Consider the following 14,754-nt stretch of genomic DNA (forward strand, 5'->3'; position numbering starts at 1 on the left):
TAGGTAGTAATGCTAGCTATAGGTGGTGCGTGATGAGCGAGCTCGCGATCGCGGCCGACGGGGTGGTGAAGCGATTCGGCGCGGTTGACGCACTGTCTGGGGTCGACCTGCGCGCTCCGGCCGGCGCAGTACTCGGACTGCTCGGCCCGAACGGTGCCGGAAAGACCACGATGGTGCGAATCCTGGCGACGCTGCTCCGGCCTGACGCAGGCTCTGTCCGTGTGGCAGGTATGGACGTCGTCAGGCAACCCAAGGCGGTCCGCCGATTGATCGGCCTGTCCGGTCAGTACGCCGCGGTCGACGCCTACCTGACGGGTCGGGAGAACCTGCAGATGATCGGCCGACTGTCCGGTCTGGGCCGCATCGACGCCGCTCGCAGGGCGATCGAACTGCTGGATGCGTGCGATCTCATGTCCGCGGCCGACCGAGTCGTTCGCGGCTACTCCGGCGGGATGCGCCGCAGGCTCGACGTGGCAGCGAGCTTGGTGGCAAAGCCTTCAGTACTGTTCCTCGACGAGCCGACCACCGGATTGGACCCTCGCGGCCGGATCGGGCTGTGGGCAACGATCCGGGCATTGACTGCCGAGGGAACCACCGTCCTGCTCACCACGCAGTACTTGGAAGAGGCCGACCAACTCGCGGACAGCATCGTGGTCATCGACGCCGGCCGCGTGATCGCCGCTGGAACAGCCGACGAGCTCAAGGCTCAGGTGGGTGGTGACCGGCTCGAGCTGCGACCGGCGCCAGGCATCGATCCGCAACTCCTGGCGGCAGCACTTGGCGACCTCGGATCGGGTTCGCCGATCGTCGACAAGATCGACGGACGAGTCGTCCTGCCGGTAGCGAACTGGCGTGATCTGCTCGGCGAAGTCATGTCCCGCTTGACGGCTGCCGACGTACAGATCACCGACCTCGCGCTGCGCCGCCCATCTCTTGACGATGTGTTTCTCGCCCTCACCGGAGAACCCGCAAGTGCGTCAGCCACGGCACAGTCCGGGAGCCGGCGGTGACGATCGCGATCTCCGAGATGCAGGTCGCGTCGGTCCGCGACATCAGCGGGCTCAGGTGGTTGCTGGGCGATGTGGCTGTGGTGACCGGGCGAAATCTGCGCCGGCTGGTGCGGGTGCCGACCTTGATCGCGTTCGCGACGGTGCAGCCGGTGATGTTCGTACTGCTGTTCACCTACGTCTTCGGAGGCGCGATTCACCCACCCGGTGTGGACCAGTATGTCGACTACCTACTGCCCGGGATCTTCGTCTTGGCGATCGCCTTCGGAGCCTCGCAGACCGGCGTGGCGATCGCCGACGACCTGGCCACCGGCATGATCGATCGCTTCCGCGCGCTGCCGATGACCCGGTCGGCGGTGCTGGCCGGACGGACGCTGGCCGATGCCGTCCGCAACGTCTTCGTCCTGTTGCTGATGACCGGCGTCGGGTACGCGATCGGCTTCCGATTCCACGCCGGTGCGGCGAACGCCGCTGCCGCGATCGGGCTCGCGGTACTAGTCGGTGTTCTCTTCTCGTGGATCAACGCCCTCATCGGGTTGCTCGTACACGACCCCGAGTCGGCCGGGCTGGCCGGGTTGATGCCGGTCATAGCGCTCGTATTCACCAGCTCGACCTTCGTCCCAGTGGCGACCATGCCAGGTTGGCTGGAGGCATTCGCAAAGGTCAACCCGATCACGATCACCGTCGACGCTCTCCGCGCACTCGTCCTCGGCGGACCAACCGCCAAGCCGGTATGGCAAGCACTGGCCTGGATCACCGGTCTCCTCCTGGTGACCGTTCCGGTAGCGGTGCACCGCTACCGACGCACCACGGCTGATTGAGGCCGAGGCGATCGGAGTCAGTCCGTTGGCAGGAGGCCGAGCTGGGTCAGCCGTTCGAGGTTGTCTTCGAGGGTCCAGGTTTCGTTGATCAAGCCGTTGTGGAACCGGTAGAGGTTGACCTCGTCGATCTTGTTGAATCGGTGCCCGGTGGGTGGGTGTCCATGCCAGGTGCCGGTGTGCGTGGCGGTGCAGGTGAAGCGGCCGACGACGGTGTTGCCTTCGGCAATCAGTTCGACGATTTCCATCTGGACGTCGGGGAACGAGGCGCGGAACGGCGCGATCCAGGCACGTGCACCGGGGGAGAGTTCGGGCGTGTAGAGCTGGTCGATCAGGTCCAGGTTGCCGCCGTTCAGGACTTCATCGACGAGGCGCTCGACGATCGCCTTGTTGCGGATGGTGTGCTCGGACATCGCAGGCCCTTTCGGCTGACGCGAGTGTTCAGCCCCGGGGGACGTACATGATGATGGCGACGCCGGCCAGGCAGACCACCGCGCCGCCAACGTCGTAACGGTCAGGACGGAACCCGTCGAGAAGCACACCCCACGCGAGCGATCCGGCGACGAAGATGCCGCCGTAGGCGGCCAGGATCCGGCCGAAGTTCGGGTCGGGCTGGAACGTTGCAACGAAACCGTACGCGCCGAGGGCAAGGATCCCGCCGGCGATCCACCACAGCCCGCGGTGTTCGCGCCAGCCCTGCCAGATCAGCCAGGCGCCACCGATCTCGGTAAGGGCGGCCAGCACGAACAGGGCAATGGATTTCGCGACGGTCATGACACCAACCGTAGTGAGCACAGCGAGCAGGACAGCACCGGCTCTGCAGCGACCGCGTCCGAAGACGCTCCCCGCACCCGGGGCACCGCCTCGCGCTGGCTGTCGGCGCAGAGGCCCGGTCGGCGTGTTTGTCGGCACCGCCGCCATCGGATTCTGCGGACCGGGCCGGCCCTCCGCTGCAGTGTTCTACCTCCAGTTTGAGCCAGGGTGAGTTCGCATGCTGCGTCGCCGCTGCAAACTGACCGGCCGGCTTCAGGCGCTGTTCCTCGAGAGCAGCTGCACGCTTTCTGATTCCTTCTCAGCGATCACAGCGCAGCGCGAAGACTACAGTGACCAGCGGCAGGACGGCCGACCTTCCTACCCGGCCGTCGAGGCTCTAGAACGAGGCCTCGGAGTCCTCACCTGAGTCGGGACCATGCTCACCGACTCCGCCGGTTCTGGCGCGGCCCGCGCCCAGCGAAGCAACCGGAACGCTCGTTCGCGAGCACGCACGGTGTCCGTCCGGTCCGCGAGCCGATCAGGCGAGTAGCGTCCGGACCATGGTCGCTGCTCTGGGAAGGTTCGTGGTCCGCGCCCGCTGGTGGGTCATCGCCGCCTGGATCGTGGCGGCCGTGGTCATCGCGATGACAGCTCCCGCCCTGCAGTCCACGCAGGACCAGTCGGAGTTCCTGCCCGGGCACTACGAGTCCGTCAAGGCGCTCACCATCCAGCAGGAAGCCTTTCCCGAGCGCGGTGAGATCGGCGCGATCGTGGTCTTCGACCGGGAGGATGGCAGCGAGCTGACCAAGGACGACCAGGCCAAGGTGTCCTCCATCGCCGCGCAGCTCAACACCAAAGGCTACGACAACCTGGGCACTGCGGCCGCCGCGCCACCTCCGGACAACGGGTTGGTGCAGGCGATCTTCGTGCAGGTCAAGCCAGGCAAGAACGCCTTCGACCCGGCGGCTATCGAGGACGCCCGGAGCCTGCGCGCCGACCTCGAGCCACTGGTTGAGGGGACCGACCTCCGCTCCGGCGTGACAGGCCCGGCGGCCCAGTCGCTGGACTCCCAGGAGTCCTCCGAGCAGGCGCTCGTCGTGGTCAGCATCGTGACCCTGTTGCTCATCGTGGTCCTGCTCGCGCTGATCTTCCGCAGCGTCATCGCGTGCGCCCTGCCAATCGTGACCGTCGCCCTGGTCGGGACGACCGCCGCCGGGCTCATCGCGGTGGCGAACGAGGCGTTCGACCTCAAGGCCGACAGTTCCATTTCGGTGATCTTGTTCATCGTGCTGTTCGGCATCGGGACCGACTACATCCTGTTCTTCCTGTTCCGCTACCGGGAAGCCCTGCGGCTGGGCTTCGACGGTCGAGGCGCAGTGTCCCACGCGGTCGAGCGGGCCGGTGAGGCGATCGCCTCGGCCGGCGGGGCGGTCATCATCGCCTTCATGGCGATGGTGCTGTCGTCCCTGAGCATTTTCCGCTCGATCGGGCCCGCGCTGGCGATCGCGGTCGCGCTGGCCGTGCTCGCGGCGTTGACGCTGGTCCCCGCGGTCGTCGCAGTCCTGGGGCCAAGAGTCATTTCCTGGCCGTCGAAGAAGTGGATGGTCGAGCCCGAGGCCACCCGGTTCCGCGCCATCGGGCGGTCGGTCGCCGCGCACCCGGTCCGCTACGCCGGCGTCTCGGCGGGGTCGCTCGCCGTCCTGTCATTGTTCGCCCTGGGGTTCAACCCGACCTTCAACTTCTCCGACAGCAGCACCGAGCAGACGGAGTCGGGCCAGGCGCTGATCACCTTCCAGAAGGGCCAGCCCAGTGGTGCCGCCGACCCCACGACGGTGCTGTTGCGCTCGACAAACGGCCAACCGCTCGACGACGCCGAGCTCAACGCGTACGCCGCCAAGCTAGGCACCGCAGAGGGCGTCGCGTCGGCGGCGCTGACCGCCCGCACCAATGACGTCGCGGTGTTCACCGTCGTCCTCTCCGACGACCCCACCTCCGACGCGGCGATGGCCAACGTCGAGGGTCCCGTACGCGACACCGCGCACTCGGCCGCACCGGACGGGACCGAGGCTTTCGTCGGCGGCACCACGTCGATCTTCGTCGACCTCGACGACGCGATGGCGCGCGACTACTCGGTCGTGTTCCCGGTCGCGGCAGTGCTGATCATGATCATCTTGGCGTTGCTGCTGCGCAGCCTCGTCGCGCCGTTCTACCTCATCCTCTCGGTGGGCCTCGGCTTCACCGCCAGCCTGGGCGCGACCGTGCTGGTCTTCCAACACCTGCTGGGACAGCAGGGGCTGATCTTCATCCTGCCGATCTACATCTACCTCTTCGTGGTGGCCTTGGGCACCGACTACAACATCTTGATGGTGGCGCGCCTGAGAGAAGAGGCACGGGGAGGGCTCGAGCCACGGCCCGCAGCGGCGAAGGCGATCGAGCATGCCGGTCCGACGGTCGCGGCCGCCGGCCTGATCCTCGCCGGCACCTTCGCCTCGCTGATGCTCGCCGAGGGCACGTTCTTCAAGTCTTTGGGCTTCTCGTTCTCCGTCGGCATCGCCATGGCCGCGTTCGTGATGGCGCTCTTCATGACCCCGGCGCTAACCGCGCTCATCGGGCACGCCGCGTGGTGGCCCGGCCACGGGGACCGGGCCGCCGACACAGTCGAGGAGCCGGCCGAGGCGCGCGTCCTGGAGAGCTGATTCGACCGGGATCGCTCTGGGCAGCTGACTACCACCGGGCCACGCGGCGTCGGTGTGCGGGCCTGGGACCTTTGCCGGACTCCCAGCGCGGCAGCGTCAAGCGGCAGTCCCGCTCCTGGTTGTCGTCAACACGGCTCCGGAGATAGGGCCGGCCTTCGTGATGGTCTACCAAGACCTCGGGTCCACGGCCACCATCGGGTCGCCGAATATATAGGCTCGGACATCGCTGCGGCCAAGCCGGCGAACAAGGTCAGCGACCGAGGACTCCTCAGCACCGGTGTATCCCCCCGTCGAACCGGACCGCGATGATGCTCTCCAACCTGTCCGCACCCAGCGTGCGGACAGCGGTGATGTAAAGCGTGGTGTAGCTAGCCAAGCTGACCATCGCGAGAGGCCTCTTGGCTACATCCTGCTCCTAGCGTCGACACGTCTGAAGGTCTCGCCGACGGTCAACTGACAGCCACGGGACGCTGACAAGAACCTGGTTCGTGCCCACAGCCACCCGAGGTCGGCGATCAGAGCGGACTGGGCGATTGTCCAACCGCGGCCAGAGGTCGGATATGTGACCTCCCCTCGGCTCATCCGACGGACACGGCGGTGCAGCGAGGGCCGAAAGGTTGCGTATCCGCCGGCGGCCCGTGCATTGCCACGACCAGGACCGTCCGAGGCAGCCGGCGCCGTACGGTGTACAGGACCCGTCTGGCGGTGTCTGTATCCAGGCCTGTCCTCGGCTCGTCGACGAGCAGTACGTCGGGTCGCGTGGCGAGGGCGCGGGCGAGGTGGAGTCGGCGCTGTTCGCCGCAACCCCAGTCCGCACGCGGCCAAGGTATGAACCGGACAATCTTCTTCGGCGTACTTGAAGCTTGTTATGCCCGCCCCATCAATCGACTTGGCGTGTTCCATCGCGCCGCTACGCCGTGGAGATCCTGCGTCAGGGCAGCATCGGCGGATGGTTGCTACTCCAGAATGCGTCTGGCGCAGAGGGTGGCTAGCGTCGATCACGCGGTGGTCGGATCGAACGGGTACGTATTGACCGAGGGAGGAGTCGGGAACCTCAGGGAGAAACGCATCGATGCAGGACCGCGTTCATCGTTCGAGGGCGAGTGACCGCTCAACACGGCTGAGTTCATCGCGCAGAGCCGGAGTGGGTACGGTTCCGGTCTGCTGCCTGAGGGCGCGGGCTTCGTCAAGGTGTAGGCGGGCTCGTTGGTGATCGCCTCGGTCGTGGTCGAGCACGGCCATCGCCTCCAGGACGGAAGCCGTACCACCGAGATGACGCAGACGCCGGGACACGTCGAGCGCCTGACTTAGCAGCGTCTCCGCCCGTTCGTGATCACCGGCCAAGACAGCGAGTTGAGCCGCCAACGTGCCGGCCGAGGCGAGCCCCTCCTGATAACCGATGCTCTGGTACGCCGCGAGGCTCCCCGATGCCAGCGCGGACGCCTCCGCGGTGCGACCCAACGCGAACTCCGCATGCGCTCGGTAGTCCAGGGCGCTGCCGAGCACCATCGGCTCGCCGACCTCCTCCGCCAGGGCTTGAGCCTCCCGAAGCAACTGTTCGCCCGCGTCCTGGTCTCCTTTCGCGTGGGCGGACCGACCGGCCAGTGCGGTGACAAGGGCAAGCGTCCACAGCCGGCCGGAGTTGCGTGCGCTACTCATGGCAGCGACGTGATGTTCATGGGCGGCGGTGTAGTCGCCCTGTGCCCAGGCGGCCATCCCGAGTAGGTTCTCGGCGAGAGCGACGAGCTCCGGGTCCTGCAGGGCGGTCGCGGCGTCGAGCTGCCGGCGCGCATGGTCAATAGCTATGGCCGCGTCGCCTTGGGCGAGGGCGGTCGAAGCGAGAATCCGCAACAGGCGAACGCGGATATGAGGGTTGGTCTCGGTGCCGAGGACGGCATTCGCCCATGATCGGAGTTCCGAGAGTTGGCCGGCGAGGAACCACGGCCAGTACAAGTCGGCGACGAGGCGACCGGCGGATGCCCAGCGCTCGGCGATGGCGTGGGTGGTCGCCTTTCGCAGGTCTTCGGCGCTGGCGCGAGCGACCGCGGCCCACGCCGTCGCCTCCGCTGTCTGGATCCGGTCGTTGATTCGTGCTGCGAGACTCACGTGATACTCGACGTGTCGCCGCCGCGAGCCGCCGCGCGTTGTCGCTGTCGCCCTCTCTCGGGCGAAGTGTCGCACCGGGTCGAGGAAGCGGTAACGAGCCCGCCCGATCAGATCGAAATCTCGCGTGAGCAACGAACGCCCGAGCAGGTGGTCGACCGCGTCCGACCCGTCGTCGCCGACAACCGCGCCGGCGGCCTCACGGTCGAAGGAACCCACGAACACGGACAGAGCAGCGAAAGCCTCCCGATCTCGCGCATCAAGTAGATCGTGGCTCCAGCCGATCACCGCCCGCATTGTGCGATGCCTCGGGTCACCCGCGAGTGCATCAGCCGCGAGCGCGTCCAGCGGCTGATCCAGACTGCTGACGAGCTGCTCCAGCGAAACTGCGGCGGTTCTGGCCGCAGCCAGCTCGAGCGCGAGCGGAAGTCCCTCCAGCCTGCCGACGATGGCCCGCACACCCTCGACGTTGAGCTCGGCCGTTGGGTTCGCCGCCCGGGCGCGTGATGTGAACAGCTCGGCGCCCGCAGTCTCGTCGAGCCCGCTCAGTTGAACGATCTGCTCGCCGGGAGCCCGCAGCGGCTGGCGGGTGGTCGCAAGGATCCACAGGTCCGGGCAGCGGGACAGCAGGCTGGTCGCCAGCCCCGCCACCACCTCAACAACGTGTTCGCAGGTATCCAGGACCAGCAAGCCTCGCCGCCGGGACAGGTAGTCGCACATGAGATCGATCTCATGCCCGGGGGACTCGGCTAACTGAAGTGCTCGAGCCACACTCGTGGCGACATCGCTGCCAGCCAGGACCGGGGCGAGTTCAACAAACCACACCGCCCCGCGTGGGGCTAGCGCGGCGGCGGCCTCGACCGCGAGCCTGGTCTTGCCAATCCCACCCGGTCCGGTCAGCGTCACGAGACGAGACACCGTCAGCGCTGACCGCAGCGTGGCAAGATCGCTGTCGCGACCAATCAACCGGGTCACCGGTGACGGTGGAGCCGCCGCGGGGCGGGCTGGAGCGGCGGTCAGGGACGAGTCTTGTGCGAGTACGGCGGCCTCCACCGCACGCAACTCGGGTCCCGGTTCCAGCCCCTCCTCGTCAGCGAGATACCGGCGGGCCCGCGCGTACGCCGCGAGTGCGTCAGCTTGCCGGCCAGCCGCGTAGAGGGCCTTTACCTGTAGGACGCGCAACCGCTCACGCATGGGGTGCTCGTCGACGAGCACCGCGAGCTCGGCAACCACTGCGGCTCCGAGGCCCGCGTCGAGCTCCTGGGCCAAGCGAGCCTCCACGGCGGAAAGGCGGCGCACCTCCTCCAGGCGCGCTGCGGTCGCCCGCGCCCAGGGCTGGTCGATCCATTCCTCAAGGGCCGCTCCACGCCACAGTGCCAGCGCCTCTTGATACCTGCGGGCGCGGACCAGATCCTCGAAGCGCGCCGCATCAACCGAGACCGGGCTGACGTCGAGCCGGTATCCTCCCGGGACCGTCGTGACCTCCTGGGCGCCGAGACACCGGCGCAGGTCCCGTATGTAGCCGTGGATGAGGTTGGGAGCAGACCGGGGCGGTACGTCGCCCCACAGAGTGTCCGCGATCCGGTCAACACTTACGTGCCGGCCGCGGTTTACCAACAACAGAGCCAGCAAGGTCCGCAACTTGGGTGCGGACAGCTGTACCTCGGCGCCGTTGTTGTCGAGCACTCGCATCGGTCCGAGCACTTCGTACTCCACGTTCGAAGCGTACGGATGCCGACGCCTCCAGAGATACTCCAGCGCGGGACCAGAAGCTGCGGTCAGGCTGGTGGTGCAATCACCGAGGAGGAAACCATGGTCATCCACATCGTCCGCTTCCGTTCGGCGCTGTCGGACGAGCGCATAAGAGAGCTCTTCCATGTCCGCGCGCCCGAGTACCTTGCCATCCCAGGGCTACTGCAGAAGTACTATCTCCGGTTCCGCAGCGGTGAGTACGGCGGCATCTACGTTTGGGATTCCGCTGTGTCGATGGAGCGGTTCATGGGCGGCGAGCTGGCCCGCTCGATCTGCCACGTCTACCGCGTAGAGGAGTCGGTGCGTGACGTCGCCGACGTCGTCCTCGTACTGCGAGGCGAGCAAGGTGCACTTCGATGACCTCGCCCCGCTGGGGATGGCCCACAACGCCCGGTACGCGTTGCTGATCGAGCGGGCGTTGGCCACCTTCTGGAGACACCACGGCCACACCTTGGTGAAGGCAGGCCCACCACCGCAGACGCGTTCAACGTCGTGAAGGAGTTCAGCATCAGTTACCGCGGCCCGATCCGCGGGCCATGTGCTGTGGCCGTTCACTTCTGGCTCGAGCACACGGGTACGTCCTGCGCGGTGCACACCTTCTGTCTGTTCCTCCGACGGCACAACCGTCTTCGCCGAAGGTCGCCGAGTCGTGATCAAGCTCGACCGTCAGACGCTGCGCCCGCCGGCGTGGACACCTGAAGCCCGCGCCGTTGCCGAAGGCCTCCTACGTCGGCCCGGGCACGCGCGAGGCCGGCGGCAGATATCCGCCGCGGGCTTGTGACATCGACGTCCCAGGCCGCATCCGGTCGGTGGCGACGCGTGCTCGCAGTACTCGTAGGGATCGCTGCGAGGGTGACAATGACCAGGTCGAACAGCGCAAAAGGGGTGCCGATGAACCAGTTCGACGTCGTGGTGAGCGCAGGCTCGTTGAGATCGAATGACACCCATGCAATCCAGTTCCCGCATCGCTGGACGTCCGAGGGCGTGATCGTCGACGCGGCGTTCAGCGGAGCCCACCTGTTACACCTAGCAGCGGCTGGGTGCGTTCTCAACGACGTATATCGAGAGGCCGCCACACTCGGGATCCAGGTCGACGGAGTGCGGGTATCGGCTGCCGGAGGCTTCGACGCCGAGACGTGGACATCGACTGGCATCACCTATTCGGTCGAGCTGAGTTCGTCTGCGACCGCCCAAGAGCTTGCCCGGCTGTTGGACCTCGTTGACGACGTAGCCGAGATCCCTCGCGCCATCCGGGCCGGAGCAACGGTGCACCGGCTCCGCGGCCAGCGACAAGATCAAGTGCTGCCACCTTCTTGACTCAGTTCCCAAGTCAGACTGTTCGGCAGGGGCAAGGGTTGTCGGTCGGGAAGGATTGCCGGGGTGAGTCGTTCGCCGAGGCCTTCGCCAGCGACGACCCGCTGCTGCGGCACGTGCGGACCGTGCTGAGGAGCCCGCAAACCAACGGCGTGGTCGAACGGTTCTTCGGCGCCGTTCCGGCAGACCTGCAGGACCCTGCGCCCACACCAGGCCCTCGCAGACTGCACCACTCCAGGCCCACCTCGTCTGGCCCACCGACGAGCAGTGACCACGCTCTGCGCCATCGCATCGCGACGTCCGCTCATGGCACCCCTTTAGGTCAAGACATCGCGGGGACGAGGGTTCTACGCTGGCTGATGGCGGGTCCGGGAAGTGGCTTGTCCGAAGAGCCGGTATGGGGCTGTGAGCCGGCCGCGCTGGAGACAGAGTCGTTGCCCTGGTGCCCTCCTGGGCCCGTCACCTGAGCGTGCTCGCGGCTGTTCTGGTCGGCGGCCATCCGTGCGTACACGACGTTCGACAGACGTCGTTTGAGGGCGCGCGGTACTTGTCGGCGAACCGGTGGATGTCGCCGACATCGGCCAGCAGCCGCGCCGCCCCGGTGGGTCCAATGCCGGTCAGGTCCATCAGGGTGGAGCCGCGCTCGGTGACCAGTGCCGCGAGGTCCTTTTCGGCCACCTTGATCTTCTGGTCGATGGCCTCGAGTTCGGTGAGCAGCTCGACCGCGAGCCGGCGCCGGGTCTTGCCGACCAGGTCTCGCGGCCTGGTGGTCGCGATCAAGGTCCTGGCCTGCGGTGCCGACAAGTACTGCTTGGCGCCGCCGGGAACCAGCTCCAGCAGCAACCGGTGCAGCCGGTTCAAGGTTTGGGTCCAGGCCCTGCCGAGCTCGTCGCGGCGGTCGACCAGCAGTCCCATCACGACCAGGTCGTCATCGACCTCGACTCGCCGCAGCCCCGGGTCGGCCGGGGCGTACAACGCGGCCAGCGCCACCGAGCGGGCATCGACCGGGTCGGTCTTGCGCCCGTTGCCGGTGGCAAACAGCTCCGGTCAGCTGCTCACAGCCCTCGGACGCGCATCACGACGCCGGCGTGGTCGGACGGCCACAGCCCGGTCGTCGGGTCGCGCGGGTCGCCGTCGCGGCCGGTCACCTGGCCACGGTCGGTGGTGAGCGCGTCCCCGTCCGCAGTACGGCCGAACACCATGTCGATGCGGTGCGTCCATGATCCGGGGGCCGCCTCGTCCACCGTCTCGTTGAGGCCGGAGGTGTCGCCGGCGTCGAAGCCGGGCAAGTCCGCGGGCCGGCCGGAGTCCTTCCACAGGTCGGTGTAGCCGCCGGCGCCAGTGATCAGTTCGTACGGCGCCTTGTGCGGCACATGGTCGATCGGCTTGATCGAGCTGTTCACGGGGTCGGAGTTGCAGTCGCAGACGAACACCGTGCTCCGGTTCGGCGACGTCGCCTCGGTGACCAACTCGTTGGCCTGGGCCAGCGCGATGTCGGAGCTGAACGCCTCGAGGTGCGTGTTCACGAATCGGAACCGCTGCGCGCCCGCCCGGACGTCGACCCACTGGTAGCCGCGGTCGAAGTCGAAGTCCACTCCGGCAACGCCGACCTGCAGGTTCACGTCGTAGATGTCCTGGCCCTCGTCCAACGTGGTGAGGCTGCTCGACGCGCGCATCAGGACGACGTCGCGCATCGTCAGGCGGATGTCGCGAGGGTTGCCACCGGGCACGGCGATCGAGCCGGTGAAGCTCGGCGACTCGACATCTGCCCGGTTCGCGATGCTGGCCGCGACGTACGGCGTGCCGCGCTCGGCCAGCTCGTCGAGCAGGATCTGCAGGAAGTCGTAGTCGACGGTCCCCGCGTTCGGCACCCCCACCTGATTCAGCTGCAACGGCCCGTGCCGCCACAGGGCGACCTCCTGAAGCCCGATCAGGTCCGGCCGTGCATCGACGATCTCGTCGGCCAGCAGCCGTCCGCGCACGGCGAAGTCGGTGCGGTCGACGATCGCGCGGGTCACCTGGGTCGCATTCGCCAGGGCGGTGACGATCGTGAGCTGGTTCGCCCCGGGTTGCGCCGCCCCGCGGAGAGCCGCCTCGACCGGCCGGTTGATGTCCGCGCCGAGGTAGATATTGCGCGTCATCACCGTGACCGGCTTGGCCGGCGGATCCTGCGCCTGCGCCGGACCAGCCACCCCCAGGGGTCCCAGCAGCAGCCCGATCGAGCACCCGACTGCCATGACCCGCCGCCTCGTCATCCTCATACGCCCCTCCCAAGGCTCGATGATTCCTTGCATCCTCGACCTGGGAGCACGCGTTGTCCATGCCCCCGTGTACCGAGTGACTGCGGTCGGCCGGCGCTGAACGCTTCTTGGTAGCGGCAGCGGTGCGCAGCCACTGTTCGCGCGGTCATGCCGAAGAGCGAGCGCGGCTGATCGCCGTGTGCGCCCCGTTCTTGCTGCGGTCACGCCTATCGGTTTCGCTATGCGATGTCGCGGCGGATGGCCACGCGGGTGCCCAGAGCGGCGAAGCGAGCGCCCAGGCAAGCAGCACCAGCCCGCCCGCGGCCTGCCCAGGCATCGCCGCGTCGACCGAGGAAGTGAGCCGGCCCAGCGCGTTGCCGGCCTGGTAGGGCAGTACTGCGCCACCTCGGCGGTGGCCTCGACCCCACTCAGGATCGGGCCAACGACGAAGATGTACACGACGAACCCACGATCACCGCGATCTGGTTGCGCATCAGGCGGCCCACAGCGACCCCGAGCACGGCGTACAGCGCCACCTCGATGCCGACCCCGCCGAGGGTCCGGGCGAGGTCGGTGCCGGAGAGCACGATGTCGACATGCTTGGCGGCGAACCACGGGAGGGCCACCGCGAGGAGGACGACGGTGCAGGCCGCGGCGTACCCGAGCCCCGCCACGGCGTAGGTGACGAGCTTCGCGACGACCACCCTCCCCCGGCGAGGCGTCGCGAGGAACGTCGGCGTGGCCGTCTGGTGCGCCAACTCGCCGGTGACCGCGATGATGCCGAGGATCCCGGCCGCGACCAGCGTCGCGGTGGCCTGCGCGAAGACGGTGCGTTACCCGGGAGCGGTGTCGAGGCCGAGCGGTCCCGGCTCGGCGAAACCGATCGCGGCGCTCGTGGTCCCGCCGACCGTGGCCAGGCCGAGGACCAGCATCCACAGCCAGAGCCTGGTGGTCGTGAGCTTGCGGAGCTCGGCTCGGACGAGCGCGGTCACGGTTGCTCCTCCACGCCGGCCCACGCATCGATCCATCGCCCGGCCGCGGTGGAAGTCGACCTGCTGTCCGACGGAACCAAACTCGTGATCTCGGTTGCCAACACCGGCGACGGAGTATCCCCCGATCAGTGCGAGGCAATCTTCGTCGAAGGCATCTCGACTCGCGGCGCCGATCGCGGGCTCGGCCTGGCGATCGCCCGGCAGACAGCGCGAGATCTCGGCGGCGAGGTCGAACTGACCAACCCAGGCCGTGGCGGTACGCAGACCGTGTTCGTTGCCCATCTTCCCGACGTACTGGACGGAGCGTCCTCGTGATCGGCGTACTCGTGGTCGACGACGACTTCCGGGTCGCTGAGGTGCACTCGTGGTACGTCGGGCAGGTCGCAGGTCTGAAGGTCATCGGCGTGGCCCACACCGCAGCGGATGCGGTGCGGTCGGTTGCGGATCTGAAGCCTGACCTCGTGCTGCTCGACAACTACCTGCCCGACCGACCCGGGATCGACCTCGCAGCGGAGCTACGCGTCGACATCTTCATGGTCACCGCGGATTCGTCTGCGACCTCCGTGCGGGCGGCGTTCGCCGCGGGCGCGGTGAACTACCTGATCAAACCATTCAGTTCGGAGCAATTGACCTCGCGGCTGCGGGCCTATGTGCGGTATCGCACCCTGCTCGGCGACCAGCCGAACGAACTGAGCCAGCAGGCCGTCGATCGGGCCATCGATGCCCTGCACGAGGCAGACAAGCCACCGACGCCGAAAGGGCAGTCGCCGGTGACCGCCCGGCTGGTGACGGAAGCGTTGCGGCGGGCCGACAACCCCCGGACGGCCGCCGACGTGGCCGACGAACTCGGTATTTCCCGAGCCACCGCGCAGCGCTACCTGGCTGCGCTCGCAGACGACGGACGCGCGACGCTCAGCCTCCGGTACGGCTCGACCGGACGACCAGAACATCAGTACGTCTGGATTACCGCACTGTGAGCTGGGCGGCCCGGCCGGCGGCGGATCCTGGACTCGAGCCATGGGCCGGCGACGCGGTCCGCCCAGTTGGCTTGGGCGCCGGAGTCGCCGAGAGGTCTGGGC

At 67.7% G+C, this 14,754-nt stretch carries 15 protein-coding genes and 1 pseudogene; 8 read left to right on the top strand and 8 right to left on the bottom strand.

Features of this window, described 5'->3' with window-relative positions; translation table 11 throughout:
- Positions 1 to 32: 32 nt before the first annotated feature.
- Both AB0E63_RS03410 and AB0E63_RS03415 read left to right on the top strand, forming a co-directional pair.
- Positions 33 to 1,010: an ATP-binding cassette domain-containing protein gene (locus AB0E63_RS03410; protein WP_360360637.1), complete on the top strand. Its 978-nt coding sequence runs from the start codon at positions 33 to 35 to the stop codon at positions 1,008 to 1,010.
- A complete protein-coding gene (locus AB0E63_RS03415; protein ID WP_360360640.1) occupies positions 1,007 to 1,828 on the top strand; it encodes an ABC transporter permease in 822 nt (273 codons plus the stop codon). The genes AB0E63_RS03410 and AB0E63_RS03415 overlap by 4 nt, the downstream gene beginning before the upstream one ends.
- A 17-nt stretch (positions 1,829 to 1,845) precedes the next feature.
- Here the strand turns inward: AB0E63_RS03415 and AB0E63_RS03420 are convergent, their stop codons facing one another.
- Together AB0E63_RS03420 and AB0E63_RS03425 are read right to left on the bottom strand one after the other, a co-directional pair.
- Positions 1,846 to 2,238 carry an ester cyclase gene (locus AB0E63_RS03420; RefSeq protein WP_360360643.1) on the bottom strand — a complete coding sequence of 131 codons (393 nt, stop codon included), beginning with the start codon at positions 2,236 to 2,238 and terminating at the stop codon, positions 1,846 to 1,848.
- Positions 2,239 to 2,266: 28 nt separating this feature from the next.
- A complete protein-coding gene (locus AB0E63_RS03425; protein ID WP_360360646.1) occupies positions 2,267 to 2,599 on the bottom strand; it encodes a YnfA family protein in 333 nt (110 codons plus the stop codon).
- Between the two features lie 539 nt (positions 2,600 to 3,138).
- On the opposite strand from AB0E63_RS03425, the gene AB0E63_RS03430 reads away from it, so the two are divergent.
- On the top strand, positions 3,139 to 5,274 hold the full coding sequence (locus AB0E63_RS03430; protein ID WP_360360649.1) for an MMPL family transporter: 2,136 nt from the start codon (positions 3,139 to 3,141) through the stop codon (positions 5,272 to 5,274).
- Positions 5,275 to 5,981: 707 nt separating this feature from the next.
- Here AB0E63_RS03430 and AB0E63_RS03435 read toward each other — a convergent pair.
- Both AB0E63_RS03435 and AB0E63_RS03440 read right to left on the bottom strand, forming a co-directional pair.
- Positions 5,982 to 6,074: pseudogene (locus AB0E63_RS03435) on the bottom strand (ATP-binding cassette domain-containing protein); the annotation flags it as partial.
- Positions 6,075 to 6,360: 286 nt separating this feature from the next.
- Complete coding sequence (locus tag AB0E63_RS03440; protein WP_360360652.1) at positions 6,361 to 9,093, bottom strand: BTAD domain-containing putative transcriptional regulator; 2,733 nt, start codon at positions 9,091 to 9,093, stop codon at positions 6,361 to 6,363.
- A gap of 96 nt (positions 9,094 to 9,189) precedes the next feature.
- On the opposite strand from AB0E63_RS03440, the gene AB0E63_RS03445 reads away from it, so the two are divergent.
- The 3 genes from AB0E63_RS03445 (at position 9,190) to AB0E63_RS03455 (ending at position 10,446) form a co-directional block, all read left to right on the top strand.
- Complete coding sequence (locus tag AB0E63_RS03445; RefSeq protein ID WP_360360655.1) at positions 9,190 to 9,489, top strand: hypothetical protein; 300 nt, start codon at positions 9,190 to 9,192, stop codon at positions 9,487 to 9,489.
- Positions 9,476 to 9,625, top strand: coding sequence for a hypothetical protein (locus AB0E63_RS03450; protein WP_360360658.1), 150 nt, complete (start codon positions 9,476 to 9,478; stop codon positions 9,623 to 9,625). The genes AB0E63_RS03445 and AB0E63_RS03450 overlap by 14 nt, the downstream gene beginning before the upstream one ends.
- Positions 9,626 to 9,948: 323 nt before the next feature.
- On the top strand, positions 9,949 to 10,446 hold the full coding sequence (locus AB0E63_RS03455) for an OsmC family protein (protein ID WP_360360661.1): 498 nt from the start codon (positions 9,949 to 9,951) through the stop codon (positions 10,444 to 10,446).
- 456 nt (positions 10,447 to 10,902) lie between these two features.
- Here AB0E63_RS03455 and AB0E63_RS03460 read toward each other — a convergent pair whose 3' ends face one another.
- The 4 genes from AB0E63_RS03460 to AB0E63_RS03475 all read right to left on the bottom strand — a co-directional run bounded on the left by AB0E63_RS03460 (position 10,903) and on the right by AB0E63_RS03475 (position 13,675).
- Complete coding sequence (locus AB0E63_RS03460) at positions 10,903 to 11,433, bottom strand: transposase (RefSeq protein WP_360360664.1); 531 nt, start codon at positions 11,431 to 11,433, stop codon at positions 10,903 to 10,905.
- Between the two features lie 65 nt (positions 11,434 to 11,498).
- A complete protein-coding gene (locus AB0E63_RS03465; RefSeq protein ID WP_360360667.1) occupies positions 11,499 to 12,704 on the bottom strand; it encodes a hypothetical protein in 1,206 nt (401 codons plus the stop codon).
- A gap of 407 nt (positions 12,705 to 13,111) precedes the next feature.
- Positions 13,112 to 13,441 carry a hypothetical protein gene (locus AB0E63_RS03470; protein ID WP_360360669.1) on the bottom strand — a complete coding sequence of 110 codons (330 nt, stop codon included), beginning with the start codon at positions 13,439 to 13,441 and terminating at the stop codon, positions 13,112 to 13,114.
- Between the two features lie 75 nt (positions 13,442 to 13,516).
- A complete protein-coding gene (locus AB0E63_RS03475; RefSeq protein WP_360360672.1) occupies positions 13,517 to 13,675 on the bottom strand; it encodes a hypothetical protein in 159 nt (52 codons plus the stop codon).
- 48 nt (positions 13,676 to 13,723) lie between these two features.
- Here AB0E63_RS03475 and AB0E63_RS03480 point away from each other — a divergent pair, with 48 nt between their 5' ends.
- Both AB0E63_RS03480 and AB0E63_RS03485 read left to right on the top strand, forming a co-directional pair.
- Positions 13,724 to 13,990 (top strand): ATP-binding protein, encoded by a 267-nt coding sequence (locus tag AB0E63_RS03480; protein ID WP_360360675.1) that lies wholly within the window; start codon positions 13,724 to 13,726, stop codon positions 13,988 to 13,990.
- Positions 13,987 to 14,652, top strand: coding sequence for a response regulator (locus AB0E63_RS03485; protein WP_360360678.1), 666 nt, complete (start codon positions 13,987 to 13,989; stop codon positions 14,650 to 14,652). Before AB0E63_RS03480 ends, AB0E63_RS03485 begins: the two co-directional genes overlap by 4 nt.
- Positions 14,653 to 14,754 lie beyond the last annotated feature (102 nt).

This window comes from Kribbella sp. NPDC026596, assembly GCF_040638415.1.
In the GTDB taxonomy this organism is placed as follows: domain Bacteria; phylum Actinomycetota; class Actinomycetes; order Propionibacteriales; family Kribbellaceae; genus Kribbella.

What these genes read in the sequence shown, in the direction of transcription:
- AB0E63_RS03410 (WP_360360637.1), top strand. Translation starts at nt 33, where the DNA reads ATGAGCGAGCTCGCGATCGCGGCCGACGGGGTGGTGAAGCGATTCGGC.
- AB0E63_RS03420 (WP_360360643.1), bottom strand. Translation starts at nt 2,238, where the DNA reads ATGTCCGAGCACACCATCCGCAACAAGGCGATCGTCGAGCGCCTCGTC.
- AB0E63_RS03425 (WP_360360646.1), bottom strand. Translation starts at nt 2,599, where the DNA reads ATGACCGTCGCGAAATCCATTGCCCTGTTCGTGCTGGCCGCCCTTACC.
- AB0E63_RS03430 (WP_360360649.1), top strand. Translation starts at nt 3,139, where the DNA reads ATGGTCGCTGCTCTGGGAAGGTTCGTGGTCCGCGCCCGCTGGTGGGTC.
- AB0E63_RS03445 (WP_360360655.1), top strand. Translation starts at nt 9,190, where the DNA reads ATGGTCATCCACATCGTCCGCTTCCGTTCGGCGCTGTCGGACGAGCGC.
- AB0E63_RS03465 (WP_360360667.1), bottom strand. Translation starts at nt 12,704, where the DNA reads ATGAGGATGACGAGGCGGCGGGTCATGGCAGTCGGGTGCTCGATCGGG.